The following is a 26,695-nucleotide window of genomic DNA, read 5'->3' on the forward strand; positions in this document are numbered from 1 at the left end:
TGGCCCTTCAGGCAGTGGAATCCCCAGCGATTATGGCGTTAATTTTTTTTCGATGTCGTGCAGCAGGCGGTGCAGCATGGCGGTGTCACGCTGCGACACACTGCCCAGCCGCTGCGCCAGCCACTCCACCATTTTGCGGTCGTCCTCACAGCCGAGGCGCGGCAGCAGCTGGGTGACCCGCTCACGCAGCGCAGCGAGCTGGCCCGGTGCCGCCTCAGGCATCACGCTCTGCGACAGTTGGTTGAGCGCCGAAAGCTGGTAGCAGTAAACCATCACCGCCTGCCCGAGGTTGAGCGAGGGGTAATCCGCCTGCATCGGCACGCCGGTCAGCAGGTCGGCCAGCGCCAACTCCTCATTGGTCAGCCCGGAGTCCTCGCGGCCAAACACCAGCGCGGCATGGTGGATCCACTGCTGCTTCTCCTCCAGCTGCCCCTGCAACTCCTGCGGCGTGCAGAAGTAGTGATAGTGGGAGCGGCTGCGGGCGGTGGTGGCGATGGTCAGGTCGATGTCAGCCAGCGCTTCCTCAAGCGTTTGAAAGTGGAGCGCATTTTCCAGGATCTCTGTTGAGCCATGCGCCACCCTGGCCGCTTCCGGCTGGCGGTGCGCCTGGCTGTCAACAATACGCAGGGAGCCAAAGCCCATGGTTTTCATTGCACGGGCAGCCGCGCCGACATTTTCCGGGCGAGCGGGAGAAACTAAAATAATATGAAACTGCATGGTGTACCTGAAAGAAAAAAGGGAATACAGGCTCTACTTTACCTTGTCATTTCCTTCAGGGAAAGGCGTTCAATTTTACAGTGTATTAACATAAAAGCCGTTTGCGATTATCATTAAATGATGACTTAAATAAGCTTTTCTCAGTTCATGCCTGCTGAAGATATTACATTGGTTTATTTGTTGTGCCGAAATATTTATAAATCAACTGGATGAGTTCCATTTTTTTATGCATAAATTATATTGGTTTACGCGAAAAAACGGACGCACAAGCGCGACAATAGGCACAAAAGTGTGACTTGCTGCGGCATTCTGGGAAGTGTTTATCACTAATCTGTTAACGTGCTACAATTGAACTTGATATATGTCAACAAAGCGTAGTTTTGTTGGGTGGTAAATTCGATACACACTGTTATATTGCTGTTAATGGGGTTAGGATATGCGCCTCTTTTGGTCCCCTTGGCGCTGTTAGCGTATCTTCCCCAACCAGGCTAGCGATGTTGTTGACGTTGATGGAAAGTGCATCAAGAACGAGTTTACGTACTTTAGTCGGGTAGCAGGTGAGTTGACGGTAACACCCGCCTACAGCTCCATGAGAACAAAGACTTTTGTACTCCTATTTTCTATTTGTTGGCAATTTTAGGTAGCAACCATGCAGACCCCGCAAATCCTAATCGTCGAAGACGAGCTAGTAACGCGTAATACGCTGAAGACCATTTTTGAAGCCGAAGGCTATATGGTCTATGAAGCCAATGACGGTGCGGAGATGCACCAGATCCTGTCCGAAAACGACATCAACCTGGTTATCATGGATATTAACCTGCCCGGCAAAAATGGCCTGCTGCTGGCCCGCGAGCTGCGTGAACAAGCCAGCGTCGCGTTGATGTTCCTGACCGGCCGTGATAACGAAGTGGATAAGATCCTCGGTCTGGAGATTGGTGCTGATGACTACATCACCAAGCCGTTCAACCCGCGTGAGCTGACCATCCGCGCCCGCAACCTACTCTCCCGCACCATGAACCTGGCGAGCACCGGTGAAGAGCGCCGCCTGGTGGAGAGCTACCGCTTCAACGGTTGGGAACTGGACATCAACAGCCGTTCGCTGATCAGCCCGCAGGGCGAGCAGTACAAGCTGCCGCGTAGCGAGTTCCGCGCCATGCTGCACTTCTGCGAGAACCCCGGCAAAATCCAGACGCGTGGCGAACTGCTGAAGAAGATGACCGGCCGTGAGTTGAAGCCGCACGACCGCACGGTGGACGTCACCATCCGCCGCATCCGCAAGCATTTCGAATCGACGCCGGACACGCCAGAGATTATCGCCACCATCCACGGCGAAGGTTACCGTTTCTGCGGCGATCTGGAAGAGTAATACTGCCCGATGGTCATAAAAAGCCGGCCTATGTGCCGGCTTTTTTATGCCTTAGCGGCCGCCCCACGGGATGATCGGCACCGCGCTCAGGGCGTTTTTCGGCGAGCCGTCCACCACCTTGTCGGAGTAGGTCAGGTAGATCAGCGCATTGCGCTTCTCATCATAGAAGCGTACCACCTGCAACTTCTTGAAGATCAGTGAGGTACGCTTCTGGAATACCACCACGCCCTTCTCCTTCCCCTGCTTCACTTTGTCGCTGAGCGTGATAGGCCCCACCTGCTGGCAGGAGATGGCCGCGTCAGAGGTGTCCTCCGCCAGACCCAGCCCGCCCTTGATGCCGCCGGTCTTCGCCCGGCTGATATAGCAGGTGACATTCTGCACGTCCGGGTCATCAAAGGCTTCCACCACAATTTTGTGGTCAGGGCCAAACAGTTTGAAGACCGTATCCACCTCACCCACCTGCTCTGCCTGTGCAGTACCTGCCGCGCCAAGCAGCAGTGCGGCGCCTAGGATCCAACTCGTTTTCATTCATTTACTCCCTTTCATACTGTGTGATGGCCATGCCGTCATTCATACAAATCAAACGAGATCACAAAAAAGACTGATTCATGGCTTTTATATCCAGCAATAGCACGCGAGGACAAAAAAATCTCCAGAAGTTTTAGGCCGAAAAAATTGCTATTATGCGGCGTCATATTCTTAGCGCCAATCTTAGTTCAACGAGGACGATCTATGGATCAAGCCGGAATTATTCGCGATCTGCTTAGCTGGTTGGAGACCCACCTGGACCAGCCGTTATCACTCGACAACGTGGCAGCCAAGGCCGGTTACTCCAAATGGCACCTGCAACGAATGTTTAAGGATGTCACCGGGAACGCGATCGGCGCTTACATCCGTGCCCGGCGCCTCTCCAAGGCCGCCGTGGCCCTGCGTTTGACCAGCCGTCCGATTCTCGACATCGCCCTGCAGTACCGGTTTGACTCCCAGCAAACCTTCACGCGCGCCTTCAAGAAGCAGTTTGCCCAGACGCCGGCGCTCTATCGCCGGGCGGAAGATTGGCACTCCTACGGCATCTGCCCGCCGATTCGGCTGGATAACCTCGCCCTGCCGCAGCCGGAGTTTGTCTCCCTGCCGGAGCAGCACCTGGTTGGGATGACGCAGAGCTACACCTGTACGCTGGAGCAGCTCTCCACCTTCCGCTCCCAGTTGCGCTCGCAGTTCTGGGGACAGTATCTGGGGCAGGTCGCCCAGCTGCCGCCGGTGCTGTATGGCTTGCACCATGCGCGCGCCAGTCTGGAGAAGGATGACGAGCAGGAGGTGTTCTACACCACTGCGCTGCAACCGGAGCATGTGCCGGAGAGCGTGCAGGAGGGCCACCCGGTAACGCTTCAGGGCGGCGAGTATGCGCTCTTCCGCTACGACGGGCCAATCAGCGGCTTCCAGGACTTTATCCTGATGCTCTACGGCACCTGCCTGCCGCTGCTGAAGCTGACCCGCCGCAAGGGCTACGACATCGAGCGCTTCTACCCGAAGGGCGATCGCACTGTCCGCCCGATTAAAGAGATGGCCTGCGACTACCTGATCCCGATTCGCCGCTAGCGCTGCAACTCATCCAGCGCGGGCAGATCCAGATGTGAGACGTCGCCCGCGCTCTCCACGATCCAGCCGGGGGCCAGCCACGGGCTTTGCTGGTAATCCACCCGCGACAGCGAGCAGTTACGCAGCCGCAGCCGGCGCTCCGCGTAGGGCGGCAGGCCGATGATGGTGCTTAACAGACAGCCCAGCGCGATGCCGTGGCTGACCACCAGCGGCACGCTGCCAGCCGGCAGGGTGCGCAGGTGATTAAGCGCCGCCTGCATCCGCTCTCCCAGCTCCGCCATGCTCTCCCCTTCCGGGATGCGGCCATCTGGCGTGCCATCCACCATCTGCTTGCGCCACTGCTCCTCTTCCGCCGTCAGGCTGTCGATGGCGCGCTCCTCCAGCACCCCCATATGCAGCTCGCGCAGGCGCGGCTCCACCACCACCGGGCAGCCACAGGCGTCGGCGATAATCTCGGCGGTGCGTCGGGTGCGCCCCAAATCGCTGGTGATAACGTGGGTAATGCCCAGATGGCGTGCGCGCTGCGCCACCTGCCTTGCCTGCTGCTCACCCTTGGCGGTCAGGGCGCTGTCTGACTGGCCCTGAATGCGGCGGGCGGCGTTCCATTCGGTTTCGCCGTGGCGAACAAGATATACCTGTAGCATGAGTGTTTTCCGTTATACTGCCTAAAATTGACAAAAGGACGCTGAATCCCTATGTATCACGTGGTCGCTGCAACAACCAATCCTGCAAAAATTGACGCAATCAAACTGGCATTTGAAGACATTTTTGGCCCGGAGAGCGTGCGCATCGAAGGCGTTGAGGTAGAGAGCGGCGTGCCAGCCCAGCCGATGGGCAGCGACGAAACGCGCAGTGGCGCCCGGCACCGGGTGACCAACGCCCGCCAACTACGCCCGGAGGCGGACTTTTGGGTCGGGGTGGAGGCCGGGATTGAGGATGACATGACCTTTGCCTGGATGGTGATCGAGGACATGCACCAGCGCGGTGAGTCGCGTTCCGCCAGCCTGATGTTGCCGGAGGTGATCTTGCGGGAGATTCGTCTGGGTCACGAACTGGGGGAGGAGATGGCGAAACTCAGCGGCATTGCCGATGTGAAACGCAAGGGTGGCGCCATCGGCATCTTTACCGCCGGGGTACTGACCCGCACCCGCGTCTACCATCAGGCGCTGGTGCTGGCGCTGGCGCCCTTCCACAACGAGGTGTATCAGGCGCGCGCCCACACCCACTGATTAGCGCGGCGTCTCCAGCAGCTGCTCAGTCAGCCATGCCTTCAGCTCCGGCGTGGCACTTTTCAGGCTGTTGGAGCCACGGGTGATGGTCGCGATGCCCACCCCCAGTTCGCCTTTTAGCTCACGCTGGCTCAGTTCGCCACGCATCAGCTCCTCGATAATCCGCAGCCGGGTGCCAAGCGCGGTGCGCTCATCGGGCGTCAGGAACAGCTGCAACAGTTGCGAGTGCCGGCCTTCGGCAAACGCCTGTTGCAGCAGCGCGACAAAGCGCAGCCAGTCTTCATTGCCTTGTTGGGAAAGAGCCGGATCGTTAAGGGATAAGTGCGCCATAATCGCTGCCATACTATGTAACTAGTACAGCAGCATACCATAATCGCACCAAAATCAATAACGCCGTTGCCACTCCGCGTCAGTCAGCAGTTTCGCCGGGCGATGCATGAAATGGCGATAGAACGCATCGTATGACAACACATTTTTAACATAACCGCGCGTTTCAGAGAAAGGAATACTTTCAACAAAGGCGATGGCATCCACCCGCCCGCCGCTGTTCTCCAACCAGGTCGTGACGCGCCCTGGCCCGGCGTTGTAGGCGGCACTGGAGAGGATGCGATTACGGCCAAACATCTGGTAGACATACTCCAAATAGCTGGTGCCGATCAGGATATTGGTCTGCGGATTAAGCAACTGGCTGCTGTTGTAGTAGCCAGGAATGTTACCCATCTTCACCGTGTGTTCGGCGGTGCGCGGCATCACCTGCATCAGCCCGGCAGCGCCGACCGGCGACTGGGCCTTCGGGTTCCAGGCACTCTCCTGACGGGCAATCGCCATTGCGTAGCTCGGGGTGATTCCCTTCCCTTCCGTCTGGGTGCGGAACTCCTGCGCCCAGGCCATCGGGAAGCGCTCCTGCAAATTGTCCCACAGCTTACCGGTGATGGTTGCCTGCACACTCAGATCCGCCCAGTTCTGCTCATAGGCGTAGCGCGCCAATTGCCCCTGTTCGGTCTTGTTGCGGCTCGCCACCAGATAGCTCCACTCGGTGCGCGCCAGATTATCCATGCCCCAGTACATCAGCTCACGCACGCGGGCAATGCCTGGCAGCGCCGCGGTGTCGCTGTCTGGTTGGGCGGAAGGCTCCACCCGTACCGGATACGGCACATTCAGCTTTTGCGCCGCCGCCATCGGGTAGAAGCCGCGCATCTGCATCAGCGAGCGCAGAATCGCCTCACCCTCGCTGCGGCGGCCCTGATCGATCAGCCCTGAGGCGCGCCAGTAGCGCCACTCCTCCTTCTGCTGCGCCTCCTCCGGCAGCCGCGCCAGCCACACCGACACCCCTGCCGGTCGCCCGCGCCCAGCGCCATCCGCACCCGGCGCTCCAGCAAGGCGGTGGAGTGGCCGCGCAGGATCACGCTGTCGCGCCACTTGGCCTGCTCATAGGTGGCGTCACTGCCCATCAGCCGCCAGGCGATCGACTCCTCCAGCGCCAGCCGCTCGCTGTCGCTCATCTTTTGCAGCCGCACCAGCACCGGCAGCATGGAGCGGGCGTTCTCCGGGTCTTCACGCGCCACCCGCTCAAAGGCGAGCGTCACCGCCTGACGAGTGAAGTCAGTGGGGCCGACGGTGCGGGCAAAACTCTCGATGGTGTCCGGGTTGTTTTGCAGCGCCATCAGCGCGTTCGCCATGGTCTGGTAATCCTCCGGCAACTGCTTCGCCAGGAAGTTGACCAGATTACTGTTGCCCTCTTTCATCGCCAGCCTGATACGCGCCAGCAGCGTGATGGGCGACAGGTTGCCGTCCTGCTGCCAGACGGTAAACAACTTGTCGCAGGTGGTGGGCAGTGAGTGGCCGGTCAGCCAGATCTCTTTTGCGCCGTCCCAAGCCACCTGCTGCTGGCCGGTTGCCCAGCGGGCGTAGTAGTAGTTGCAGCGCGCCGCCACCGGTTTGGGCGGCTGCGGGCTGAAGGCCAGCAGGCCGCGCCAGTCCTGCCGCCGCGCCAGCTCATTGACGAAACGCGAGGGCAGAGAGCGCGCCGGCGGCAGCGTCGGGTGTGCCTTGATAAAGGCCGACACCTGCATGGAGGTGGCGGTGCCGAGATCCTGCGTCAGCTGGCGGTACTCGAGATAGGGATAGAGCGGGTAGTCGCGCAGCGTCGGCATCAGCTGGGCGACCGTGTCCATCTGGTTGCTGTCCCACGCCTGCTTAATCTGCTGGTAACGCTGGCGCTGCGCCTCGAGGGAGTCGGCATGGGCGCTGCCCGCGCACAGCGCCAGCCAGACGCCCACTGCCAGAAATCGCCATTTGTCCACCTTGACCATACTTGGGTTTATCCTCGCTGTGTGTCCGGAAACGGGCGGCCACCGCCACCCGGTATTGAATGTGAGCCATGTCTGGCGCGGGCATCTCCCCCGCCGTAATTAACTGTCACGCTAATCGATTCAGGGGAAGAATTGAAGGTCACGCGCTTTAACACCACAACATTTACACGTGGCGGCAGACAGGGTTATCGGCCATGAAGTGTAAAAGCAGAGGGCCATCAACGGGATAAAAACCGCCTGTCTCCTTAATGCAGATCAATCCCTGCCGCCCTCCAGACGGTGGTGAAAGTGTAGCGCGCTTTTGCGCACGCCGCGGAGAGCCCCCTGCGAAGTGGTGGCTGGCGTACAGGGCGTCTCAATTTGCTGCCGTGGTGTCTCAATTCACCGCGGCAATATTTACAGTCTGCCGCCGCGCTGCCGATACTCACTTCTCCAGCAGGGCGCCCGCCCGCTGATGCCCACTCCACGCATAAGGGAAGGACATGTCTGCGATTATTGTTGACCAGTGCCACTTCACCCGGCTGGCGCTACTGACCACGCTGCTTGAGATGAGCCAGCCCAGCCAGGATGTGCTGGCGGTGAAAACTCTGGCCGACCTGCATGACAATATGGCGCTGGTGCAGCCGCAGGTGGTGTTTATCAACGAGGCCTGTTTCTGCCGCCAGCCGGAGAGCGCCACGCGGCTTCGCCAGATGATCGCCGCTGCGCCGCAGGTGCAGTTCGTGATTTTCATTGATCGAGAGCCGCTGCACTACCGCGAGTTCGTCGCGATTGGCCCGAACATCGTGCTGCTGCCGAAGACCGCCCGCCCGCACACGTTGCGCCCCTTTTTGGCGCTGGCCTGCCCGGAGCACGCCGTTGCCCCGCCGGCCGCCCCCCTCTCCCTCAGTGCCTCGGAGCACCGGGTGCTGGCGATGTGGATGGCGGGCCAACCGACACCGGCCATCTCGGCGCGGCTGAATATCCACCGCAAAACCGTGTCGCTCTACAAGGGCAACATTAAGCGCAAGGTCGGCAGCCAGAGCAAGCAGGTGATCCACCACGTCGCCCGGCTGGTGGAACAGCTGACCAACGGCATCCCGATCCAGCCGCGCTGACGCGGTGTGCGCCGGGCAGCATAACCGGCGCTTTTAGCTGCGGAGCACGGCCGCCGTCGCTATACTGTGTGGTCAATGCGTTCGGCTGTCATCGTGCCCGGAAACGGGCTACACTCCGCAGCCAAACTCCAACACACGGATCTGAAAAGAGGCTCAATCCAACGTGGCTCAATACGTCTATACCATGCATCGCGTCGGAAAAGTGGTTCCGCCGAAGCGTCATATTCTGAAGAACATCTCCCTCAGCTTCTTCCCAGGTGCCAAAATCGGCGTGCTGGGCCTGAACGGCGCGGGTAAATCGACCCTGCTGCGCATCATGGCGGGCATCGACAAAGACATCGAAGGCGAAGCGCGCCCGCAGCCCGGCATCAAAATCGGCTACCTGCCGCAGGAGCCGCAGCTCAACATGGAGCAGACCGTCCGCGAATCCATCGAGGAAGCGGTCGCGGAAGTGAAGAGCGCGCTGGCCCGTCTGGATGAGGTCTACGCGGCCTATGCCGACCCGGAAGCCGATTTCGACAAGCTGGCCAAGGTACAGGGCGAACTGGAAGCGATCATCCAGTCCCACGACGGCCACAACCTCGACAACCAGCTGGAGCGTGCCGCCGATGCGCTGCGCCTGCCGGCCTGGGATGCGAAAATCAGCAACCTCTCCGGGGGTGAGCGTCGCCGCGTCGCGATCTGCCGCCTGCTGCTGGAGAAGCCGGACATGCTGCTGCTCGACGAACCGACCAACCACCTGGACGCCGAGTCCGTGGCCTGGCTGGAGCGCTTCCTGCACGACTACGAAGGCACCGTGGTGGCGATCACCCACGACCGTTACTTCCTCGACAACGTTGCGGGTTGGATCCTGGAGCTGGACCGCGGCGAGGGCATTCCGTGGGAGGGCAACTACTCCTCCTGGCTGGAGCAGAAAGACCAGCGTCTGGCGCAGGAAGCCTCTGCCGAAGCCGCGCGCCGCAAATCCATCGAGAAAGAGCTGGAGTGGGTGCGTCAGGGTGCCAAGGGCCGTCAGTCGAAAGGCAAGGCGCGTCTGGCCCGCTTCGAGGAGCTTAACAACGTTGAGTACCAGAAGCGCAACGAAACCAGCGAGCTGTTCATTCCGCCTGGCCCACGTCTGGGCGACAAGGTGCTGGAAGTGGAGCACCTGAGCAAATCCTACGGCGATCGCGTGCTGATCGACGACCTGAGCTTCGCGCTGCCGAAGGGTGCGATTGTCGGCATCATCGGCCCGAACGGTGCCGGTAAATCGACGCTGTTCCGTATGCTCTCCGGCAAGGAGCAGCCAGACTCCGGTGACATCTCCCTCGGTGAGACGGTGCGTCTGGCGTCGGTAGACCAGTTCCGCGACAGCATGGATGGCAAGAAAACCGTCTGGGAAGAGGTCTCCAACGGTCAGGACATCATGCGCATCGGCAACTTTGAGATGCCAAGCCGCGCCTACGTTGGCCGCTTCAACTTCAAGGGTGTGGATCAGGGCAAACGTGTCGGCGAACTGTCCGGCGGTGAGCGTGGCCGTCTGCACCTGGCGAAGCTGTTGCAGGTCGGCGGCAACATGCTGCTGCTCGATGAGCCAACCAACGACCTGGACATCGAAACCCTGCGCGCACTGGAGAACGCCCTGCTGGAGTTCCCAGGCTGTGCGATGGTCATCTCCCACGACCGTTGGTTCCTTGACCGTATCGCCACCCACATCATCGATTATCAGGATGAGGGCAAGGTGGAGTTCTTCGAAGGTAACTTTACCGAATACGAAGAGTACAAGAAGCGTACCCTCGGCGCTGAGGCGCTGGAGCCGCACCGCATCAAGTACAAGAAGATCGCGAAGTAATGCGTTGAGATGGCCCGCCCAAGCGGGCCATTTTTTTGCCTACTGGCGGATGCCGAGCAACTGCTGGATCAGCTCAATGCAGCGCAGGAAGCGCTGGTCGTAATCTGACGACTCCACATGCACGAACTCCACACGGTTTTTGTTCAGCATCTCCACCAGCAACTGCTGGAAACTCTGCCGGTCGCCGCTGCTCCCGAGGCTGCGTAAGCCATCAGCCACCCAAGGCGTGTTGTTCTCCAGCAAAATCACCAGATCGAAGCGGTACTCATCAATCATCGCCTGCACAAACGGGTGCTCGCGCCCCTCATACTTTTTGCAGAACGCCTGCGTGGTGACGAAATCGGTATCGATAATTGCCACTTTGTTGGCGTACTTCACCGCAAAGTCGATGTACTGCGCCTGCCCAAGGGCGATCTTGTCATAGTCGGAGTATTGCAGCGCCATCTCATCGCCACCGAGGTGGGAGAAGACGTAATCGCGGCCATACTCCCAGGCGCTGGTGGTGTTGAAGATGTTAGCCAGCTTGTTGACCAGCGTCGATTTGCCGCTCGACTCGCCGCCGAGGATGGCTACGGTGCGCACGAAGAAGGGTTTAACCTCGGTGGGGATGTACTCCCAGTAGCGGAACGGATCCTGGCGAATCAGCGTACCGCTGATGTTCATGAAGGAGCGCTGCGGGTCAATCAGCACCGTGTGGATGCCGAGGTGCTCGCGGTATTGCGGCGCGTCCTGCTCCTCGCTGGTGTAGATCACTGCCGGATCAATGCCCTTCTCTGCCATAAACGCCTTGATGTTATGGCTCCAGACGTCCCAGCCGTGCGGGTATGGCTCCACCCCCTCCTCATTGAAGGCGTGGATGCGGATGTTCTTCTGGTACTTGAAGGTTTGCAGCAGCCAGCGCAGGCGATCACTGACCGTCGGCTGCTGGGACATCGAGCTATTCTCAAACAGCTCGCGGTCGCGCGGCTCGTCATAGCCCATCACGATGTGCAGCTCATCCACCTGGCTACACGCGCGCTGGATGAGGTAGATGTGGCCGGTATGCAGGGGGTAAAATTTACCAAACACCACGCCAATGCGTGACTCGCGGCGCGGGTAGTCCAGCCCCAGAAAGCGGTGCAGCGCCTGCAACTTCTGGGCGCTGGGGCTTTTTATTTTGTCATTAAGGAGTTGGCTTAAATAGCCTTTGGTCATTCCACTGGCGTCCGCCACCTGCTGTAGCGTACAGCCTTTCTGCTTAATCGCCGCCTTCAGGTAATCAAACTGCGACATCGCCGATCCTCTTGTTCAGGGCAGTAAACCACCCTATCACAACTCACGGCGACAGATCGCTTATTACAGGTCGTCGAGGATCGCCAGCGCGTCAGCCAGCTTCTTCACGCCGAATACCTGCATGTTGGGCGGCAGCTTTTTCGGCATGTTGGCGTGCGGCACAATCGCGCGCTTGAAGCCGTGCTTGGCCGCCTCGGAGACGCGCTCCTGGCCGCTCGGCACCGGGCGGATCTCGCCGGACAGCCCCACCTCGCCGAACACCACCAGATCCTGCGGCAACGGGCGGTCACGCAGGCTGGAGACCAACGCCAGCAGCAGCGAGAGGTCGGCGCTGGTCTCCGTCACCTTCACGCCGCCTACCACGTTGACGAACACATCCTGATCGGCCATCTGCAACCCGCCGTGGCGGTGCAGCACCGCCAGCAGGATCGCCAGCCGGTTCTGCTCCAGCCCCACCGCCACGCGGCGCGGGTTGGACATCATGGAGTGATCGACCAGCGCCTGAATCTCCACCAGCAGTGGCCGGGTGCCCTCCCAGACCACCACCACCGCGCTGCCGGACATGACCTCGTCACCGCGGCTGAGGAAGATGGCAGAGGGGTTGCTCACCTCGCGCAGCCCCTGCTCGGTCATCGCGAACACGCCCAGCTCATTCACTGCGCCAAAGCGGTTCTTGTGGCTGCGCAGGGTACGGAAGCGGGAGTCAGCATCGCCATCCAGCAGTACCGAACAGTCGATGCAGTGCTCCAGCACCTTCGGGCCAGCCAGCGAGCCATCCTTGGTGACGTGGCCGACCATGATGATCGCCACGCCGCGCGTCTTGGCGAAGCGCGTCAGGTAGGCGGCGGTTTCACGCACCTGCGCCACGCTGCCCGGCGAGGATTGGATCTCCGCCATGTGCATCACCTGGATGGAGTCGATCACCATCAGCTTCGGCTGCTCCTGCTCGGCGATCAGGCAGATCTGCTCGATGCTGGTTTCGGAGAGCATGTTGAGGTTGGCGGTCGGCAGGCCGAGGCGATGGGCGCGCATCGCCACCTGCTGGAGCGACTCCTCGCCGGTGACGTAGAGCGTCTTCATGTTTTCGGAGAGCTTGCAGAGGGTCTGCAACAGCAGGGTACTCTTGCCGGCACCGGGGCTGCCGCCAATCAGGATGGCGCTGCCGGGCACCACGCCGCCGCCCAGCACCCGGTCGAACTCCTTGAAGCCGGTGCTGAAGCGCGGCAACTCCTCAAGGCTGATCTCGGAGAGTTTCTGCACCTTGCTGACACCGGCATCGCCAGCGTAGCCGCTGAAGCGCTCGGTACGTGCCGACGACGGGGAGGCGGCCACGCGCACTTCGGTAATGGTATTCCAGGCCTGGCAGGCGCTGCACTGCCCCTGCCAGCGCGGATAATCCGCCCCACACTCATTACAGACAAACGCACGTTTCGGAGCTTTAGCCACAGCCTACCTCATGTTTCTGACGCCGGGGCGTCGTGGGAACCGGGCGCGCCGCGCACGCCGTGAAGTTCCCTATTCTACCCCAACAACTGGATGGATAACCAGCCCTTAGATGCCGTCGCGGAAGCTGCCGCTCAATACGCAGAGCACGCCGGTCAGGTCGGCGTGGCGGATGCAGACCTTCGCCTGCGCGTAGACCTTCGGCTTGGCGTGGTAGGCCAGCCCCAGCCCGGCGGCCTGGATCATCAGCAGGTCGTTGGCACCGTCGCCAATCGCTACCGTCTGGGAAGCAGGAATCTCCAGCTTCTCCGCCAGAGATTGCAGGACGTCAGCCTTGTACTGGGCATCGACAATCGGCCCCAGCACCTCACCGGTCAGCTTGCCGTCGCGCAGCTCCAGTTCGTTGGCGGCAATCGCCACCAAATTGAGACGCTCACGCAGGTACTCGGCGAAGTAGGTAAAGCCGCCAGAGGCGATGGCCACATGCCAGCCAAAGCCATGCAGGCGGCTGACCAGCTCGGTTAGGCCCGGCATCAGCGGCAGCTGGTCGCGCACCGTCTTCAGGATATTGGCGTCCGCCCCCTTGAGCGTGCCGACGCGCTGGCGCAGGCTGGCGCTGAAGTCCAGCTCGCCGCGCATCGCCCGCTCGGTCACTTCCGCCACCTGCTCGCCGACGCCCGCCAGCTTGGCGATCTCGTCGATGCACTCAATCTCAATCGCGGTGGAGTCCATGTCCATCACCAGCAGGCCCGGCATACGCAGGTCGGGCAGCTTGCCGAGCGGCGCAACATCCAGCCCCCGGCGATCCGCCAGCTCGGCAACCGCCGGTGTCAGGGTGCCAGCGAGGCGCGCCACGCAGCAGTCGCCGATGCGCCAAGCGCTCACGATCACCAGCGCGTTGCCCAGCTCGCGTTGGAAGTGGGTCAGGGTCTGCTTGTCCAGCCCTCTGCCATAGAGCAACCAGCCGGTCTGGCCCGCGCGGTAGTCAAGCGGCATCACTTCATCGCCGCTTAAAGAGAGGGGAAGCCCCGGCCATTGATCGATCTCCGCCGGAAGATCGCAATAGGTCAGACTGGTCGACATCGTTAACTCCTGTAGGGGTGCAGAGGGGTCATGGTAAACTTGGCTCGCCGGCAGGCCCGGCATGGATTTAACTGATAACGCGGCGTGCAAATGGCCTCAGGGGCATGGCGCGTGGCCTCGTTAAACGCGCCTCAAGCTATCCTATCGCCCTTGCTTCTGGCAACATGAAACTGATCAAATCCTCTGAAGGACACGGCATGGCCCGAGCCACATTCACATTCCGCCTGCACCGTACCGTAATCGTGCTGATCTGCCTGGCGCTGCTGGTCGGGTTGATGCAGGGCGCCTCCTACTTCAGCCTGAGCCACCAGATGGCGCGCTCAGAGCAGGTGGAGGAGCTGGCGCAAACATTGGCGCGGCAGGTCGCCTACTCATTAACGCCGCTGATGGACAGCGACAATGAAAACGTCGACAGCGACAAGATCACCGCGCTACTGGCGCGCCTGACGGATGACAACAGCCGCATCCTGGACGCGGGCGTCTACCAGATGGATGGCACGCTGGTGGCGCACGCTGGCGAGACGGTGCCGGTGCGTGACCGGTTGGCGCTGGATGGCAAGCGTGCTGGCAGCTACTTCAACCACCAGATTGTCGAGCCGATTGGCGACCGTGCCGATCCCGAGGGGTTCTTGCGCATCACGCTGGATACCCACGTGCTGGCAACCGAGTCCAAGCAGGTGGACAACACCACCAACCTGCTGCGGCTGATGATGCTGCTGGCGCTGGCGGTCGGCATCATTTTGGCGCGCACCCTGTTGCAGCACCGCCGCAGCCGCTGGCAGCAATCCCCCTTCCTGCTCACCGCCGCCCGGCCGGTAAAGGAGGAGCCAGAGGATCCGCCCGGCAAATCCTGAGCATAAAAAAACCGCGCCGGGGCGCGGTTTTTTTTCAGCCTGTGGCCGTTACTCCTGGTCGCCCAGCAGCACTGACTCCAGCGCGATCTCGATCATCTCGTTGAAGGTGGTCTGGCGCTCGTCAGCAGTGGTCTGCTCGTGGGTGCGGATATGGTCAGAGACGGTGCAGATCGCCAGCGCTTTCGCGCCGAACTCTGCCGCCACGCCATAGATGCCCGCCGCTTCCATCTCTACGCCGAGAATGCCGTACTTCTCCATCACGTCGAACATCTGCGGATCTGGGGTGTAGAACAGGTCAGCGGAGAAGATGTTGCCGACGCGTGCCGGGATACCCTTGGCCTTCGCCGCGTCCACTGCATGGCGCACCATGTCAAAGTCAGCGATGGCGGCGTAGTCGTGATCCTTGAAGCGCAGGCGGTTCACCTTGGAATCGGTGCAGGCGCCCATGCCGATCACCACGTCACGCAGTTTCACGTCGCTGCGCACCGCGCCGCAGGAGCCAACACGGATGATCTTCTTCACGCCGAACTCAGTGATCAGCTCTTTGGCGTAGATGGAGCAGGAGGGGATGCCCATGCCGTGGCCCATGACGGAGATTTTGCGGCCCTTGTAGGTGCCGGTGTAGCCCAGCATACCGCGCACTTCGTTGACCAGACGCACGTCTTCCAGGAAGGTCTCCGCGATGTACTTGGCACGCAGCGGATCGCCCGGCATCAGTACCACGTCTGCAAAATCACCCATTTCAGCATTGATATGCGGCGTAGCCATATTCAGTTCCTTATTTCACAAATTCTGACGTTAATCATAAAAACCGCGCCGCCCGGAGGCGGCGCGCAGATCAGGTTACAGCATGGACTTGCCGTATTCCATCGGCGACATGCCGAAGTAGCTGGCAACGGTCTGGCCGATGTCAGCGAAGGTGTCGCGCTTGCCGAGGAAGCCCGGCTTGATTTTCGGGCCGTAGATCAGCACCGGGATGTGCTCACGGGTGTGATCGGTGCCGGTCCAGGTCGGGTCGCAGCCGTGGTCGGCAGTCAGGATCAGCATGTCATCCGGGCCAACCAGCTCCATCAGCTCCGGCAGGCGGCGGTCAAACAGCTCCAGCGCCGCGGCATAGCCGGGCACGTCGCGGCGGTGGCCGTAGGCGGAGTCGAAGTCCACAAAGTTGGTGAAGACGATGGTGTTGTCACCCGCCGCCGCCATCTCTTTAACGGTGGCGTCAAATAGCGCGTCCAGCCCGGTGGCCTTCACTTTTTTGGTGATGCCGACCTGCGCGTAGATGTCCGCGATCTTGCCGATGGAAACCACCTCGCCCTGCTTCTCGTCCACCATCTTTTTCAGGATGGTCGGTGCCGGCGGCTCCACCGCCAGGTCATGGCGGTTGCCGGTGCGCTCAAACTCGCCGGCCTTGTTGCCAACGAACGGGCGGGCAATCACGCGGCCAATGTTGTAGCCGCCCTCAGTCAGCTCCTCGCGCGCGATTTCGCACAGCTCATAGAGCCGCTCCAGCCCGAAGGTCTCTTCGTGGCAGGCGATCTGGAATACCGAGTCCGCCGAGGTGTAGAAGATCGGCTTGCCGGTTTTCATGTGCTCCTCGCCCAGCTGGTCAAGGATCACCGTGCCAGAGGAGTGGCAGTTGCCGAGGTAGCCCGGCAGGTTGGCGCGTTCCACCAGCTTGTCCAACAACGCCTGCGGGAAGCTGTTTTCGGTGTCGGTGAAGTAGCCCCAGTCAAACAGCACCGGCACGCCAGCAATCTCCCAGTGGCCGGACGGGGTGTCCTTGCCGGAGGAGAGTTCGCTGGCGAAAGCGTAGGCGCCGATGATGTCAGCGTTGGCGTCCAGCCCCGGCGGGAAGGTGCCGGTGGAGGCTTCCGCCGCCTTGCCCAGCCCCAGTCGGCTCATGTTCGGCATATGCAGCGGCCCCTTGCGGCCCACGTCAGCCTCGCCGCGCGCGCAGGCTTCGGCAATGTGTCCCAGCGTGTCGGCACCTTTGTCGCCAAACCGTTCGGCGTCTGCGCTGTGGCCGATACCGAAAGAGTCCAACACCATGATAAACGTACGTTTCATTCTGTTCTCCTGCGTGTGTTTACGCGTTTGTGCGGCGGGCTGCCAGCCGGGCCACAGGGCTACGCGAAAGGGTGACCGTTATGCCCGGATGCGTTGGTAGATGACCGGCGTCGCCTCCGGCGGTTGCTCGCCGAGCGTGATAGCGGCGCGTACCGCCTCCGCCGCTTGCCACCAGGACTCCTCGCTGTTGGCGTGGATCATCGCCAGCGGCTGCTGGGTGTCCACCTGCTCGCCCAGCCGGGCCACCGAGGTCAGGCCGACGCTATAGTCGATGCTGTCCGACGCCCGCCGGCGGCCACCCCCGAGGGTCACCACGGCCATGCCCAGCGCGCGGGTGTCCACGGCGCGGATATAGCCCTTCTCCGTCGCATAGACCGGTTTGCTCAGCGTCGCCGCCGGCAGATAACGATCGTAGTGCTCAATAAAATCGGTGGGGCCGCGTTGGGCGGCCACCATCCGGCCAAAGATCTCTGCCGCCGCGCCGTTGTCCAGCACGGTTTGCAGTTTGGTGCGGGCCTCGGCGTCATCCTTCGCCAAGCCGCCCGACAGCAGCATCTCCACGCAGAGGGCCATCGTGACCTCAAACAGGCGTGGATTGCGGTATTCGCCGGTCAGGAAGCGCACGGCTTCGCGCACCTCGACCGCGTTGCCAGCGCTGGAAGCCAGCACCTGGTTCATGTCCGTCAGCAGCGCCGTGGTGTTGCAGCCTGCGCCATTGGCGACGCCAACAATCGCCTGCGCCAGCGACTCGGACTGTTCGTAGGTCGGCATGAACGCGCCGGAGCCTACCTTCACGTCCATCACCAGCGCGTCCAGTCCCTCGGCCAGCTTTTTCGCCAGAATCGAGGCGGTGATCAGCGGGATGGAATCTACGGTGGCGGTGATGTCACGCGTGGCGTAGAAACGCTTGTCCGCCGGTGCCAGCGAGCTGGTCTGGCCGATGATCGCCACCCCTACCTGCTGGATGATGGTACGGAAGCGGGCATCATCCGGGAAGATGTCGAAGCCGGGAATCGCCTCCAACTTGTCCAGCGTACCGCCGGTGTGACCAAGGCCGCGCCCGGAGATCATCGGCACGTAGCCGCCGCACGCCGCCACCATCGGCCCCAGCATCAGCGACGTCACGTCGCCGACGCCGCCGGTGGAGTGCTTGTCCACCACCGGGCCATTCAGCCCCAGACTCTGCCAGTTCAGCACCGTGCCCGAGTCGCGCATCGCCATCGTCAGCGCCACGCGCTCCGGCATGGTCATGTCATGGAAATAGATGGTCATCGCCAGCGCGGCGATCTGACCCTCTGAAACCTGGTTGTCGCGAATGCCATTGATGAAGAAGCGAATTTCCTCTTCTGTCAGCGGCTGGCCGTCACGTTTTTTTCGAATAATTTCTTGTGCCAGAAACAAGGTGTCCCCCTTGCGTCACATGAGTGAAGGCCGCGCCGGAAAACCGGCGCGGCAGGCCCATCAGTAGCCGCCGTTTGCGTTGCCGCTGGCATGGCCCAGCGTGGTCAGCAAGCTGGCTAGCAGGCTGGAGGCACCGAAGCGGAAGTGGCGCGCGTCGGCCCACTGGTCGCCCATGATGCGCCCGGCAATCGCCAGATAGTGCGCCGCGTCTTCCGCGGTGCGCACACCGCCAGCCGGTTTGAAGCCGACCTGCTCACCGACGCCCAGATCGTGGATCACCTGGATCATCAGCTCGGCGCTCTCTGGCGTGGCGTTGACCGGCACCTTGCCGGTGGAGGTCTTGATGAAGTCTGCGCCCGCCTTGATGGCGATCTCGGACGCCTTACGGATCAGCGCCGCCTGCTTCAGCTCACCGGTTTCGATGATCACTTTCAGCAGCACGTTAGCTGACGCACAGGCCTCTTTGCAGGCTTTCACCAGCTCAAAGCCCACTTGCTCGTTGCCCGCGATCAGCGCCCGGTAGGGGAAGACCACGTCCACCTCATCCGCGCCGTAGGCGATGGCCGCGCGGGTTTCTGCCAGCGCGATCTCCACGTCATCATTGCCATGCGGGAAGTTGGTCACGGTAGCGATGCGGATCTCAGGGGTGCCCTGCTCACGCAGCGCCTTGCGGGCCACCGGGATAAAGCGCGGGTAGATGCAGATGGCCGCGGTGTTGCCAGCCGGGCTTTTCGCCTGACGGCAGAGCGCAATCACCTTCTCATCGGTGTCGTCTTCGTTCAGGGTGGTTAAATCCATGAGGCTCAGCGCACGCTGCGCTGCGGCGGTTAAATCGGTCATATGACTCTCCAACAGTTATCGTTGCTGACAACCACGATCAGGTCTGAGGGCAACGCACTCTACAGGTTGGCGAGCGGACTTGGTTCCGTGAAGAGCAGGCGGGCACGCAGGCGCATACCACCGTTGAGATCCTTCTCACCGCACTAGCCGGCGCCGGCCAGCGTTGGCTATTGAAACATGCATAAGGGGACGCTTATGTGTTCTGTTTCACAAAATCTGAAAGCCAATTGTAACGCGTTTAGATTACATGTGACAGACATCACATGTTAATCGTTTCAAGCTCAGAAAATGACCGCAATTATGAGTGTACACCAGGCTACCTGGCCCGGTGCGCCGTCCCGGCCCGCAGGCCGCGCTGGCAGGGATTTGCAAGGCAGGATGTTATAATAGTCACAACGGGAAGAGAATGGGATTTCCGCGCCAGCGGTGAAAAGTTTTGTCAACCGGTATACAAACGCCGTGGCCCGGCAGCAAAAATGTTATTTTTATTACATTGCTTTTTCAGACTGGTCAGCCAGCAGCGGCAGGTTAAAGATGCGGCGGGTATTGGCATTCAGGGCGGCGGCAATCTCTTCGGCCGGTTCACTGCGCAACTGGCAGAGCACCTCAAAGGTCAGCGCCGCGCGCTCCGGCCGATTGGGCTGGCCTTGGTAACCGGCCAGCGGCATGTCGGGGGCGTCGGTCTCCAGCAGCAGCGAGGAGAGCGGCAACGCGGCGAGGGTACGCCGGGTCTTCTGCGCCCGCTCATAGGTGATGGTGCCGCCGACGCCAATCGCGTAGCCCAGCTTGATGAAGGCTTCTGCCTGCGACTGGCTGCCAGCAAAGCCATGCACCACGCCGGTGGCTGGCAACTTATGTTGACGCAGCATCGCCGCCAGCGGGTCATGGGTGCGGCGCGAGTGCAGGATCACCGGCAGGTTCGCCTGCTTCGCCAGATGGAACTGCGCCGCCAGCAGCGCCTTCTGCCGCTCAAAACGCGGATTCTCCATATAGAGATCCAAGCCAATCTCCCCCACCGCCACGCACTTGGGGTCGGGCTGCCGCAGGCGATCGGCCAGTGCCGCCAGCGCCGCGTCATCATGCCGGTCGATGAACAGCGGGTGCAGCCCGAGGGCGGCAAAGAGCGCCGGATGGCTGGCGGCCAGCTCGCTGACGAGGGCAAAGCGGTCGGCGCTGATGGCTGGCACAATGATCTGCCGCACGCCGTGCGCCGCCGCCTGCGCGATGCTCTGTTGCGCGTCATGCACAAAGGGCGGGAAATCAAAGTGGCAATGGGTATCAATAAAGTAACGTGGAAGGGTCATCCGGCCTGCTCCTGATCATCGGGTTCCTCATTTTGCGCCACTGGCGGCGCATCGGCCAGCAGTCCGCTGACGGCATCGCTCACGGCGGCCACCAGTGGCGCGTCGGTGACCAGCGGCGTATTGGCCGGTTCGCCCGCGGGCGGCGGTGGCGTGCCAGCGAGCACGGCGTCCGGCACCTTGGTGAGCGGCAGGATGTCTGGCACCTGATCGTCCTGCGGCAACAGCCAGTGGGCAACGGTGGCGAGGAAGTAACGCGCGCAGCGCCGTCCGAGGTGATAGTCGCGGTTCAGCGCTGGCAGGCGGCTGCCGAGCGCCCGGCTGGCCAGTGGTTTAGGCGGGAAGATCTCAAAGATGCGCAGGTTGTCCGGCGGCTGTTCGATGAATTGCTGGATGCGGCGATAGCTCTGCTCATGGTGCTGCATCATGTGGATCAGCTGTTGCAGGCTGCTTTCGCTCAGCCACTGCTCCATCCGTTTCATCCACTGCGGCGTGTAGAACATCTGCGACGGCACCGTGCGGATGACGATGATGGTATCCGCGCCGCGCTGCCACGCCTCTTCCACCGGGATGGCCGCGCTGATGCCGCCATCCTGGTAGCTCACCCCCTCCAGCTCCACCCCCTGCCGGTAAAAGCCGGGAATGGCGCTGGAGGCCTTGAGCACCGACAGCCAGTTCTCCGGCGTCGGCGCAAAGTAAACCGGCGAGTAGTCATCGCTGCGGCAGGCGCACATCAGGAATTCCCGGCCATTGCCGAGGTAGTCGGAAGCCTGCCCCAACGCCAGCGGCATCTGTTGGTGGGTTGCCTCCACCAGCCAGTCGAGATCGATCAGGTGGCCGCCGCGCACAAAGCGCAAAGGGTTGAAGAACTGGGGAGCGGTAGTGTAGCGGGAGATCACGCGCCGGGCATAGCCGGGCTGGCGACAGACAAAGGCGGAGAGGTTTTGCGCACCGGCAGAGGTGCCGATCAACAGGTCGAAGGGATCGAAGTGGGCGCGTTGGAACTCATCCAGCACACCGGCCGTGAAGATTCCACGTTGTCCGCCCCCTTCACATACCAGCGCAATTTTGCCTGGCCGGTAGGGTTTGTAGGCCAGGGACTCAATATTCCCCAGCGTGATGGGTATCCTATATCCCAACCTTCACCTCATTACCCGGCTATTCCGCACCGGGGAGGATAACCGGCGGGCCTCCTGGCTGTCACCCCTTGGCGCCCTGCTGGCCGGGGTGGGTGGCGTCCTACCAATGAGCCAATGGCGTACATTCCGTTGGCCAGCCACACGTTTCCATCATGTGGCGGCCAGCGGGTGCGTCAGCTCGCTAAGAGCGGCGGCGACCGGTAAACAGACTGATCAGGAACAGGATGATGCCGACGACGAAGACAATTTTTGCAGCCCACGCCGCAGTACCTGCCAGTCCACCAAAGCCCAGCGCCGCAGCGATCAGCGCGATGACTAAAAAGATAATGCCCCATCGAAACATAAATCTCTCCTTACCTTATTGAAATTCGAGACACCGTTATACAGCCTGGATCTCACCGTCTGACGATGAAACCCGTGTTAAAAAGATAGCGTAAAATCAGGAAATTGCCTGACCCGCCCCCTCTTTAGGACTGACACGGTCGTTTTTTCTTGTGGTTTTGGTTAGTTACCGGCCGCCCCGACGGGGCGGCCCTGACCTCGGGTCATCGGGGCCTGATGGCCCCAGATGTTATGGCTTGATGGTCAGGTCGTTTTTAACGGATTTCACCCCGTCAACAGCCTTGGCGATGCCTTCAGCACGCTCAGACTGCGCCTGATTCTCCACAGTACCGCTCAGCTGTACCACGCCTTCGGTGGTGATCACTTTCACGTTGCGGGAGGGCACATTGTCGTCAGCCAACAGTTTGGCCTTCACTTCGGTGGTGGTGGCAGCGTCGCCCGCATAGGCTTTGGCGGTCTGCTCTTTGCTGTCACGTACGTGCAGCTTGTCGCTGACGGAGGTGACACCCTCCACTTTCTTGGTCACGGCCACGGCTTTGTCCGCTTCCGCCTGGCTGGCCACGAAGCCGCTCAGGGTTACGACGCCGTTGGTGGTATCAACCGAGATGTCGGTGCTTTTGATCGCCTCGTCATCCACCAGCGCGCTTTTCACCTTGGCAGTGACCGCGCTGTCACCCATGTAGTTGCTGACTTTGTTTACCGAGCTATCGATTTTATCGCCAGCGGAGGTTGCGGCGCTGTCCGCTTTGCTTGTCATGGTTTCCGCCAGTGCATTACCGCCCACCAGCGCAGAACTCAACACTACGGCCATCATTGAATAGGCAAATTTAGACTTTTTCATCGATTTATTCCTTTATGTTGTGATCCCCAACCATCGGGACCCGTCGGCCATATCCGGCGTTGCCACCAAGCTGACCGACCATTTCACGTTCTTATGCACGTCAAAAGCGTTGCGTCGTGTGCGTCTTAAAGTCAAAACCATCCTTTGTCTGGCAAAACTGCATCCTTGCCCGCCCCTTCCCTGGCGCTGCCCGGCCTCCCGCCGTTGTTCCCTTCAGCAACCGCTTCATTCAGAACTAAACGCCACTCAGTGACGAAAATCCCAGATAAGCCGCTGTGAGTAACTCCCGTATCAGTGCTTTATCGCGCTGTTTCGCAAGCACAACTTAAATATAGTCGATAAATGACGAGGTTGAAGGAAATTTGCGGAAATGGCGGGAAATGCAGACTAGTCCGAGGAATCAGGATGAAAAAAGCAGCAAAACAGGAGAATATTGCGGCAAAAAGCGGCAATTCTCCTGCTTTGGGTAGGGGAAATGGGAAGGTAACAACATGCTACAGCCGAAAAAAAACGGCATCGCTGCCGTTTTTTTCATCGCATGGATTAATGCTCGCGGGTTTTGCGGAAGGTCACTTCCGGGAAGCGCTCTTGCGTCAGGTTGAGGTTCACCATGGTCGGGGCGATGTAGGTGAGGTTGTCACCGCCATCCAGCGCCAGGTTGAGTTCGCACTTGCGCTTGAACTCCTCAAATTTCTTCACGTCCGTGGACTCCACCCAGCGGGCGGTGGAGACGTTGACCGACTCATAGATCGCCTCAACGTTGTACTCGCTCTTGAGGCGTGCCACCACCACGTCAAACTGCAGTACCCCGACCGCGCCGACAATCAGGTCGTTGTTGGCGATGGGGCGGAACACCTGCACCGCGCCCTCTTCGGAGAGCTGCACCAGCCCCTTCAGCAACTGCTTCTGCTTCAGCGGGTCACGCAGGCGGATGCGGCGGAACAGTTCTGGCGCAAAGTTCGGGATGCCGGTGAACTTCATATCCTCACCCTGGGTGAAGGTGTCGCCGATCTGGATGGTGCCGTGGTTGTGCAGGCCGAGGATGTCGCCGGGATAGGCCTCTTCCACGTGCGAGCGGTCGCCCGCCATGAAGGTCAGCGCGTCAGAGATCACCACGTCCTTGCCGGTGCGCACCTGGCGCATCTTCATGCCCTTCTCGTAGCGGCCGGAGACCACGCGCATGAAAGCCACGCGGTCACGGTGTTTCGGATCCATGTTCGCCTGGATCTTGAACACGAAGCCCGTGAACTTCTCCTCTTCCGCCGTCACTTCGCGCACGTCAGTTTTGCGCGGCATCGGTGCTGGCGCCCACTCCACCAGTCCATCCAGCATGTGGTCAACGCCGAAGTTACCCAGTGCAGTACCGAAGAAGACCGGCGTCAGCTCACCATTAAGGAAGGCTTCACGCTCAAACTCATGGGACGCGCCCTGCACCAGCTCCAGTTCATCACGCAGCTGGGCCGCCAGATCTTCGCCGACCGCGGCGTCCAGCTCCGGATTATCCAGCCCTTTGACGATGCGCACTTCCTGGATGGTATGGCCCTTACCGGTCTGGTAGAGGTAAGTCTCATTCTTATAGAGGTGGTACACGCCCTTGAACAGCTTGCCGCAGCCAATCGGCCAGGTGATAGGCGAACAGGCAATTTTCAGCTCGCGCTCCACCTCATCCATTACCTCCATCGGGTCACGGATGTCGCGGTCAAGTTTGTTCATGAAGGTCAGGATCGGCGTGTCACGCAGGCGGGTGACTTCCATCAGCTTGCGGGTGCGATCCTCAACGCCTTTCGCGGCGTCGATCACCATCAGGCAGCAGTCCACCGCCGTCAGGGTACGGTAGGTATCCTCGGAGAAGTCCTCGTGCCCGGGGGTATCCAGCAGGTTGACCAGCGCATCGCGATAGGGGAACTGCATCACCGAGGTGGTGATAGAGATCCCACGCTGTTTTTCCATCTCCATCCAGTCAGATTTGGCGTGCTGGTTCGAGCCGCGGCCCTTCACTGTACCGGCGGTCTGGATCGCCTGTCCGAACAGCAACACCTTTTCAGTGATGGTGGTTTTACCCGCATCGGGGTGGGAGATAATGGCGAAGGTACGGCGCTTGGCCACTTCGCGGGCGTATTCACTTGGAGACATTTTCACGTTTCTATCGTTGTACCGCCCTGCGACCATCAGATCGCGCCGCGAACGGCACCGGGCAAAGCGGAAAGGAGTAATAATGGGGCGCTATTTTCTATGATTTAACCCGCAGAGACAATCAATGTTGAAATATTGTTCATGGGGACTGGCCTACAGCCGAAAATCCCGGTGCAGCGCCGACCAGTAGGCACGCAGGGCCGCCTTGTGGGCGTCATGTATCGGCAGCGCCGCCAGCCTGTCAGGCCACTCGGCCCGCGCACGCTGCAACGCCTCCTCCAGATGGACACGGATGGCCGGCCAGGCGACGCCCGAGCGCTGTGCCCAACGGGAGAACGTCTCCCAACTGATCTGAGACCAGCGTTTCTCATGCGCCATGTTGAGTGTCATCTCCTGCTCGTCACGCACATAGGGCAGCGTGCAGAGGATGTCATAGGCCGGGGAGAGCCGGCCATTCAACCCATCAGGGCATCCCACTCGCCCACCGGGTCGGCGGGTGTCTCCACCGGCCACTCCTTAGTGCGCCGGGCGGCCTCACGTGGCAACAGCACCAGCTCCAGATCCATGCCCTCCAGCACCCGCAACAGAGTAGAGAGGCGCACGTCCCCCCCTGCCTCAATGCGCTGGTACTGCTGCTGAGACATGCCAATTTTCATCAGCATATCTTTCTGGTTCAGATCCAATGCCTGCCGCCGCTGTTTTAACGCGGCGGCCAGCTGCTCCAAGGTTTTCATATGGGTGCCCTCCCCCTATCGATGCCATGCTATTACAACGCATGGGTTGTATTTGCTGGAGAAAACAACGCACTAATTGTAAAAGCCTCGATTTACTTCTTATCAGTTGTTTTGAGGGCGAAAAACAACGGATAAGGGGTAATTATTCACTTATCCGTTTTGGGGAGGTTACAGCGGCAGTGCCATGATCACCGCGTCTTCGCGGCCGGTGGCAGTGGGGTAGTAGTTGCGGCGCAGTGACACCTCATTGAAGCCAAGATCCTCATACAGCGCGAGGGCGGGCTGGTTGGAGGCGCGCACCTCCAGCCACAGGGTCATGATGTCGCGCGTCTCCAGCTCGGCAATCAGCCCGGTGAGCAGGGTGCGCCCCAGCCCACGGCGTTGGAAGGCGGGATCGATGGCGATGTTGAACAGCGTCGCCTCATCCAGCACCACCTGGGTGATGGCGAAACCGGCCATCTGCCCGTCGGCCATGATCTTCAAATTCAGGTAACGATCGCCTTGGTTGCCGGCGAAGGTGGCGTCACTCCACGGAAAGGCGTGGCTGGCGCGTTCAATCTGCATGGCGCGCGGATGGTCGTCCGGCGTCAGGATGGAGATGCTGTTCATGTTCACAAATCTGCTGCCAAAGGGCGCGTTTCGCGCCGGCGTCCTGGGATAGCGCCGGCAGGGCCGGGCTGGAGAGCTGTACCCCCTCAAGGGCCAGCGGTGTACTGACGCCAAGGCGCCAACTGGTGCAGCGGGTGCCTTCCGGCAGCATCGCCGCCTGATCGGGCGTCAGGCTGTAGACCTGATGGGCATCCAGCTCCAGCGCCCGCAGCAGGTCACGCACCAGCGGGTGATCGGCTGGCGGCGGGCTTTCCGCCACCAGAAGCAGCCGGGTTCCGTCCGGCAGGTGGACGGCGATTTCACCCTGCAAGACCGCCGGGCGGCGCAGGGTCCACTGCGTGATGCCCAGTTGTTGTAACAGTATGTCGCGTCGCGTTGCCATGCCAAATCCTGCCAAGCACCCAAATGTGCCGCGCTATGCTAGCAAACCCATCGAACATGCGCCAACAAACCTCTATAATCCCCGGTCATCTTCCAAAGGAGCC

General features: G+C 60.8%; 26 protein-coding genes and 2 pseudogenes. 6 read left to right on the forward strand and 22 right to left on the reverse strand.

The window, feature by feature from the left end:
* Window positions 1–30 precede the first annotated feature (30 nt).
* Together ACK3SD_RS14970 and yjjY are read right to left on the reverse strand one after the other, a co-directional pair.
* Complete coding sequence (locus ACK3SD_RS14970) at window positions 31–717, reverse strand: tRNA/rRNA methyltransferase (protein WP_481126007.1); 687 nt, start codon at window positions 715–717, stop codon at window positions 31–33.
* Window positions 718–1,126: 409 nt separating this feature from the next.
* Window positions 1,127–1,264 (reverse strand): annotated as a pseudogene (yjjY, locus tag ACK3SD_RS14975) (YjjY family protein); the annotation flags it as partial.
* A 102-nt stretch (window positions 1,265–1,366) separates the two neighbouring features.
* Here yjjY and arcA point away from each other — a divergent pair.
* Window positions 1,367–2,083: a two-component system response regulator ArcA gene (gene arcA, locus ACK3SD_RS14980; RefSeq protein WP_137764351.1), complete on the forward strand. Its 717-nt coding sequence runs from the start codon at window positions 1,367–1,369 to the stop codon at window positions 2,081–2,083.
* A 51-nt stretch (window positions 2,084–2,134) separates the two neighbouring features.
* Here arcA and creA read toward each other — a convergent pair whose 3' ends face one another.
* Window positions 2,135–2,611 carry a protein CreA gene (creA, locus tag ACK3SD_RS14985; RefSeq protein ID WP_481126008.1) on the reverse strand — a complete coding sequence of 159 codons (477 nt, stop codon included), beginning with the start codon at window positions 2,609–2,611 and terminating at the stop codon, window positions 2,135–2,137.
* A gap of 204 nt (window positions 2,612–2,815) precedes the next feature.
* Here creA and robA point away from each other — a divergent pair, with 204 nt between their 5' ends.
* The gene (gene robA, locus ACK3SD_RS14990) at window positions 2,816–3,682 is read left to right on the forward strand and encodes an MDR efflux pump AcrAB transcriptional activator RobA (protein WP_481126009.1); all 867 of its coding nucleotides are present in this window, start codon (window positions 2,816–2,818) and stop codon (window positions 3,680–3,682) included.
* On the opposite strand, the gene gpmB is transcribed toward robA, so the two are convergent.
* On the reverse strand, window positions 3,679–4,326 hold the full coding sequence (gene gpmB / locus ACK3SD_RS14995; protein ID WP_137764354.1) for a 2,3-diphosphoglycerate-dependent phosphoglycerate mutase GpmB: 648 nt from the start codon (window positions 4,324–4,326) through the stop codon (window positions 3,679–3,681). The two genes, robA and gpmB, sit on opposite strands and share 4 nt — an antisense overlap.
* 51 nt (window positions 4,327–4,377) lie before the next feature.
* Here gpmB and yjjX point away from each other — a divergent pair, with 51 nt between their 5' ends.
* Window positions 4,378–4,911 (forward strand): inosine/xanthosine triphosphatase, encoded by a 534-nt coding sequence (gene yjjX / locus ACK3SD_RS15000; protein WP_481126010.1) that lies wholly within the window; start codon window positions 4,378–4,380, stop codon window positions 4,909–4,911.
* Here the strand turns inward: yjjX and trpR are convergent, their stop codons facing one another.
* Window positions 4,912–5,241, reverse strand: a complete 330-nt coding sequence (trpR, locus tag ACK3SD_RS15005; RefSeq protein WP_481126011.1) for a trp operon repressor — start codon at window positions 5,239–5,241, stop codon at window positions 4,912–4,914. It lies immediately after the preceding gene.
* A 54-nt stretch (window positions 5,242–5,295) separates the two neighbouring features.
* A pseudogene (sltY, locus tag ACK3SD_RS15010) lies at window positions 5,296–7,214 on the reverse strand (murein transglycosylase).
* Window positions 7,215–7,705: 491 nt separating this feature from the next.
* On the opposite strand from sltY, the gene rcsA reads away from it, so the two are divergent.
* Window positions 7,706–8,320, forward strand: coding sequence for a transcriptional regulator RcsA (rcsA, locus tag ACK3SD_RS15015; RefSeq protein ID WP_137764357.1), 615 nt, complete (start codon window positions 7,706–7,708; stop codon window positions 8,318–8,320).
* A gap of 163 nt (window positions 8,321–8,483) precedes the next feature.
* Window positions 8,484–10,151: an energy-dependent translational throttle protein EttA gene (gene ettA / locus ACK3SD_RS15020; RefSeq protein WP_137764358.1), complete on the forward strand. Its 1,668-nt coding sequence runs from the start codon at window positions 8,484–8,486 to the stop codon at window positions 10,149–10,151.
* Window positions 10,152–10,190: 39 nt separating this feature from the next.
* On the opposite strand, the gene nadR is transcribed toward ettA, so the two are convergent.
* From nadR to serB, 3 genes are all read right to left on the reverse strand, one after another.
* Window positions 10,191–11,423: a multifunctional transcriptional regulator/nicotinamide-nucleotide adenylyltransferase/ribosylnicotinamide kinase NadR gene (gene nadR, locus ACK3SD_RS15025; RefSeq protein WP_481126012.1), complete on the reverse strand. Its 1,233-nt coding sequence runs from the start codon at window positions 11,421–11,423 to the stop codon at window positions 10,191–10,193.
* Window positions 11,424–11,486: 63 nt separating this feature from the next.
* Window positions 11,487–12,869 carry a DNA repair protein RadA gene (gene radA, locus ACK3SD_RS15030; RefSeq protein ID WP_137764360.1) on the reverse strand — a complete coding sequence of 461 codons (1,383 nt, stop codon included), beginning with the start codon at window positions 12,867–12,869 and terminating at the stop codon, window positions 11,487–11,489.
* A 105-nt stretch (window positions 12,870–12,974) separates the two neighbouring features.
* Entirely contained in the window at window positions 12,975–13,949 is a 975-nt protein-coding gene (gene serB, locus ACK3SD_RS15035; RefSeq protein WP_481126013.1) for a phosphoserine phosphatase, read from the reverse strand.
* 197 nt (window positions 13,950–14,146) lie between these two features.
* On the opposite strand from serB, the gene ACK3SD_RS15040 reads away from it, so the two are divergent.
* Entirely contained in the window at window positions 14,147–14,803 is a 657-nt protein-coding gene (locus ACK3SD_RS15040) for a YtjB family periplasmic protein (protein ID WP_137764362.1), read from the forward strand.
* 48 nt (window positions 14,804–14,851) lie between these two features.
* Here ACK3SD_RS15040 and deoD read toward each other — a convergent pair whose 3' ends face one another.
* From deoD to ACK3SD_RS15105, 13 genes are all read right to left on the reverse strand, one after another.
* On the reverse strand, window positions 14,852–15,571 hold the full coding sequence (deoD, locus tag ACK3SD_RS15045; protein WP_137764363.1) for a purine-nucleoside phosphorylase: 720 nt from the start codon (window positions 15,569–15,571) through the stop codon (window positions 14,852–14,854).
* A gap of 75 nt (window positions 15,572–15,646) precedes the next feature.
* Entirely contained in the window at window positions 15,647–16,870 is a 1,224-nt protein-coding gene (gene deoB, locus ACK3SD_RS15050) for a phosphopentomutase (protein ID WP_481126014.1), read from the reverse strand.
* 78 nt (window positions 16,871–16,948) lie between these two features.
* A complete protein-coding gene (gene deoA, locus ACK3SD_RS15055; RefSeq protein ID WP_481126015.1) occupies window positions 16,949–18,271 on the reverse strand; it encodes a thymidine phosphorylase in 1,323 nt (440 codons plus the stop codon).
* Window positions 18,272–18,331: 60 nt separating this feature from the next.
* On the reverse strand, window positions 18,332–19,111 hold the full coding sequence (gene deoC / locus ACK3SD_RS15060) for a deoxyribose-phosphate aldolase (RefSeq protein WP_137764366.1): 780 nt from the start codon (window positions 19,109–19,111) through the stop codon (window positions 18,332–18,334).
* A gap of 488 nt (window positions 19,112–19,599) precedes the next feature.
* On the reverse strand, window positions 19,600–20,415 hold the full coding sequence (locus tag ACK3SD_RS15065; RefSeq protein WP_481126016.1) for a TatD family hydrolase: 816 nt from the start codon (window positions 20,413–20,415) through the stop codon (window positions 19,600–19,602).
* Complete coding sequence (locus ACK3SD_RS15070; protein WP_481126017.1) at window positions 20,412–21,551, reverse strand: patatin-like phospholipase family protein; 1,140 nt, start codon at window positions 21,549–21,551, stop codon at window positions 20,412–20,414. Before ACK3SD_RS15070 ends, ACK3SD_RS15065 begins: the two co-directional genes overlap by 4 nt.
* Window positions 21,552–21,732: 181 nt before the next feature.
* On the reverse strand, window positions 21,733–21,894 hold the full coding sequence (locus ACK3SD_RS15075) for a DUF1328 domain-containing protein (RefSeq protein WP_137764369.1): 162 nt from the start codon (window positions 21,892–21,894) through the stop codon (window positions 21,733–21,735).
* Window positions 21,895–22,122: 228 nt separating this feature from the next.
* Window positions 22,123–22,734 (reverse strand): molecular chaperone OsmY, encoded by a 612-nt coding sequence (osmY, locus tag ACK3SD_RS15080; protein ID WP_137764370.1) that lies wholly within the window; start codon window positions 22,732–22,734, stop codon window positions 22,123–22,125.
* A gap of 543 nt (window positions 22,735–23,277) precedes the next feature.
* Window positions 23,278–24,867, reverse strand: coding sequence for a peptide chain release factor 3 (prfC, locus tag ACK3SD_RS15085; protein ID WP_137764371.1), 1,590 nt, complete (start codon window positions 24,865–24,867; stop codon window positions 23,278–23,280).
* Window positions 24,868–25,020: 153 nt separating this feature from the next.
* Complete coding sequence (locus ACK3SD_RS15090; RefSeq protein WP_481126018.1) at window positions 25,021–25,344, reverse strand: hypothetical protein; 324 nt, start codon at window positions 25,342–25,344, stop codon at window positions 25,021–25,023.
* Window positions 25,323–25,601 (reverse strand): helix-turn-helix domain-containing protein, encoded by a 279-nt coding sequence (locus ACK3SD_RS15095; protein ID WP_481126019.1) that lies wholly within the window; start codon window positions 25,599–25,601, stop codon window positions 25,323–25,325. Before ACK3SD_RS15095 ends, ACK3SD_RS15090 begins: the two co-directional genes overlap by 22 nt.
* Before the next feature lie 168 nt (window positions 25,602–25,769).
* Window positions 25,770–26,210 carry a ribosomal protein S18-alanine N-acetyltransferase gene (gene rimI / locus ACK3SD_RS15100; RefSeq protein WP_481126020.1) on the reverse strand — a complete coding sequence of 147 codons (441 nt, stop codon included), beginning with the start codon at window positions 26,208–26,210 and terminating at the stop codon, window positions 25,770–25,772.
* Window positions 26,155–26,592 (reverse strand): DNA polymerase III subunit psi, encoded by a 438-nt coding sequence (locus ACK3SD_RS15105; RefSeq protein WP_137764373.1) that lies wholly within the window; start codon window positions 26,590–26,592, stop codon window positions 26,155–26,157. The genes rimI and ACK3SD_RS15105 overlap by 56 nt, the downstream gene beginning before the upstream one ends.
* Window positions 26,593–26,695 lie beyond the last annotated feature (103 nt).

It is taken from the genome of Chimaeribacter sp. YP20170169 (genome assembly GCF_056739715.1).

Excerpts from the sequence above, each read along its gene's own strand:
- ACK3SD_RS14970 (WP_481126007.1), bottom strand. The coding sequence starts at position 717 with ATGCAGTTTCATATTATTTTAGTTTCTCCCGCTCGCCCGGAAAATGTC.
- arcA (WP_137764351.1), top strand. The coding sequence starts at position 1,367 with ATGCAGACCCCGCAAATCCTAATCGTCGAAGACGAGCTAGTAACGCGT.
- creA (WP_481126008.1), bottom strand. The coding sequence starts at position 2,611 with ATGAAAACGAGTTGGATCCTAGGCGCCGCACTGCTGCTTGGCGCGGCA.
- robA (WP_481126009.1), top strand. The coding sequence starts at position 2,816 with ATGGATCAAGCCGGAATTATTCGCGATCTGCTTAGCTGGTTGGAGACC.
- gpmB (WP_137764354.1), bottom strand. The coding sequence starts at position 4,326 with ATGCTACAGGTATATCTTGTTCGCCACGGCGAAACCGAATGGAACGCC.
- yjjX (WP_481126010.1), top strand. The coding sequence starts at position 4,378 with ATGTATCACGTGGTCGCTGCAACAACCAATCCTGCAAAAATTGACGCA.
- trpR (WP_481126011.1), bottom strand. The coding sequence starts at position 5,241 with ATGGCGCACTTATCCCTTAACGATCCGGCTCTTTCCCAACAAGGCAAT.
- rcsA (WP_137764357.1), top strand. The coding sequence starts at position 7,706 with ATGTCTGCGATTATTGTTGACCAGTGCCACTTCACCCGGCTGGCGCTA.
- nadR (WP_481126012.1), bottom strand. The coding sequence starts at position 11,423 with ATGTCGCAGTTTGATTACCTGAAGGCGGCGATTAAGCAGAAAGGCTGT.
- serB (WP_481126013.1), bottom strand. The coding sequence starts at position 13,949 with ATGTCGACCAGTCTGACCTATTGCGATCTTCCGGCGGAGATCGATCAA.
- ACK3SD_RS15040 (WP_137764362.1), top strand. The coding sequence starts at position 14,147 with ATGGCCCGAGCCACATTCACATTCCGCCTGCACCGTACCGTAATCGTG.
- deoD (WP_137764363.1), bottom strand. The coding sequence starts at position 15,571 with ATGGCTACGCCGCATATCAATGCTGAAATGGGTGATTTTGCAGACGTG.
- deoB (WP_481126014.1), bottom strand. The coding sequence starts at position 16,870 with ATGAAACGTACGTTTATCATGGTGTTGGACTCTTTCGGTATCGGCCAC.
- deoC (WP_137764366.1), bottom strand. The coding sequence starts at position 19,111 with ATGACCGATTTAACCGCCGCAGCGCAGCGTGCGCTGAGCCTCATGGAT.
- ACK3SD_RS15065 (WP_481126016.1), bottom strand. The coding sequence starts at position 20,415 with ATGACCCTTCCACGTTACTTTATTGATACCCATTGCCACTTTGATTTC.
- ACK3SD_RS15075 (WP_137764369.1), bottom strand. The coding sequence starts at position 21,894 with ATGTTTCGATGGGGCATTATCTTTTTAGTCATCGCGCTGATCGCTGCG.
- osmY (WP_137764370.1), bottom strand. The coding sequence starts at position 22,734 with ATGAAAAAGTCTAAATTTGCCTATTCAATGATGGCCGTAGTGTTGAGT.
- prfC (WP_137764371.1), bottom strand. The coding sequence starts at position 24,867 with ATGTCTCCAAGTGAATACGCCCGCGAAGTGGCCAAGCGCCGTACCTTC.
- ACK3SD_RS15095 (WP_481126019.1), bottom strand. The coding sequence starts at position 25,601 with ATGAAAACCTTGGAGCAGCTGGCCGCCGCGTTAAAACAGCGGCGGCAG.
- rimI (WP_481126020.1), bottom strand. The coding sequence starts at position 26,210 with ATGAACAGCATCTCCATCCTGACGCCGGACGACCATCCGCGCGCCATG.
- ACK3SD_RS15105 (WP_137764373.1), bottom strand. The coding sequence starts at position 26,592 with ATGGCAACGCGACGCGACATACTGTTACAACAACTGGGCATCACGCAG.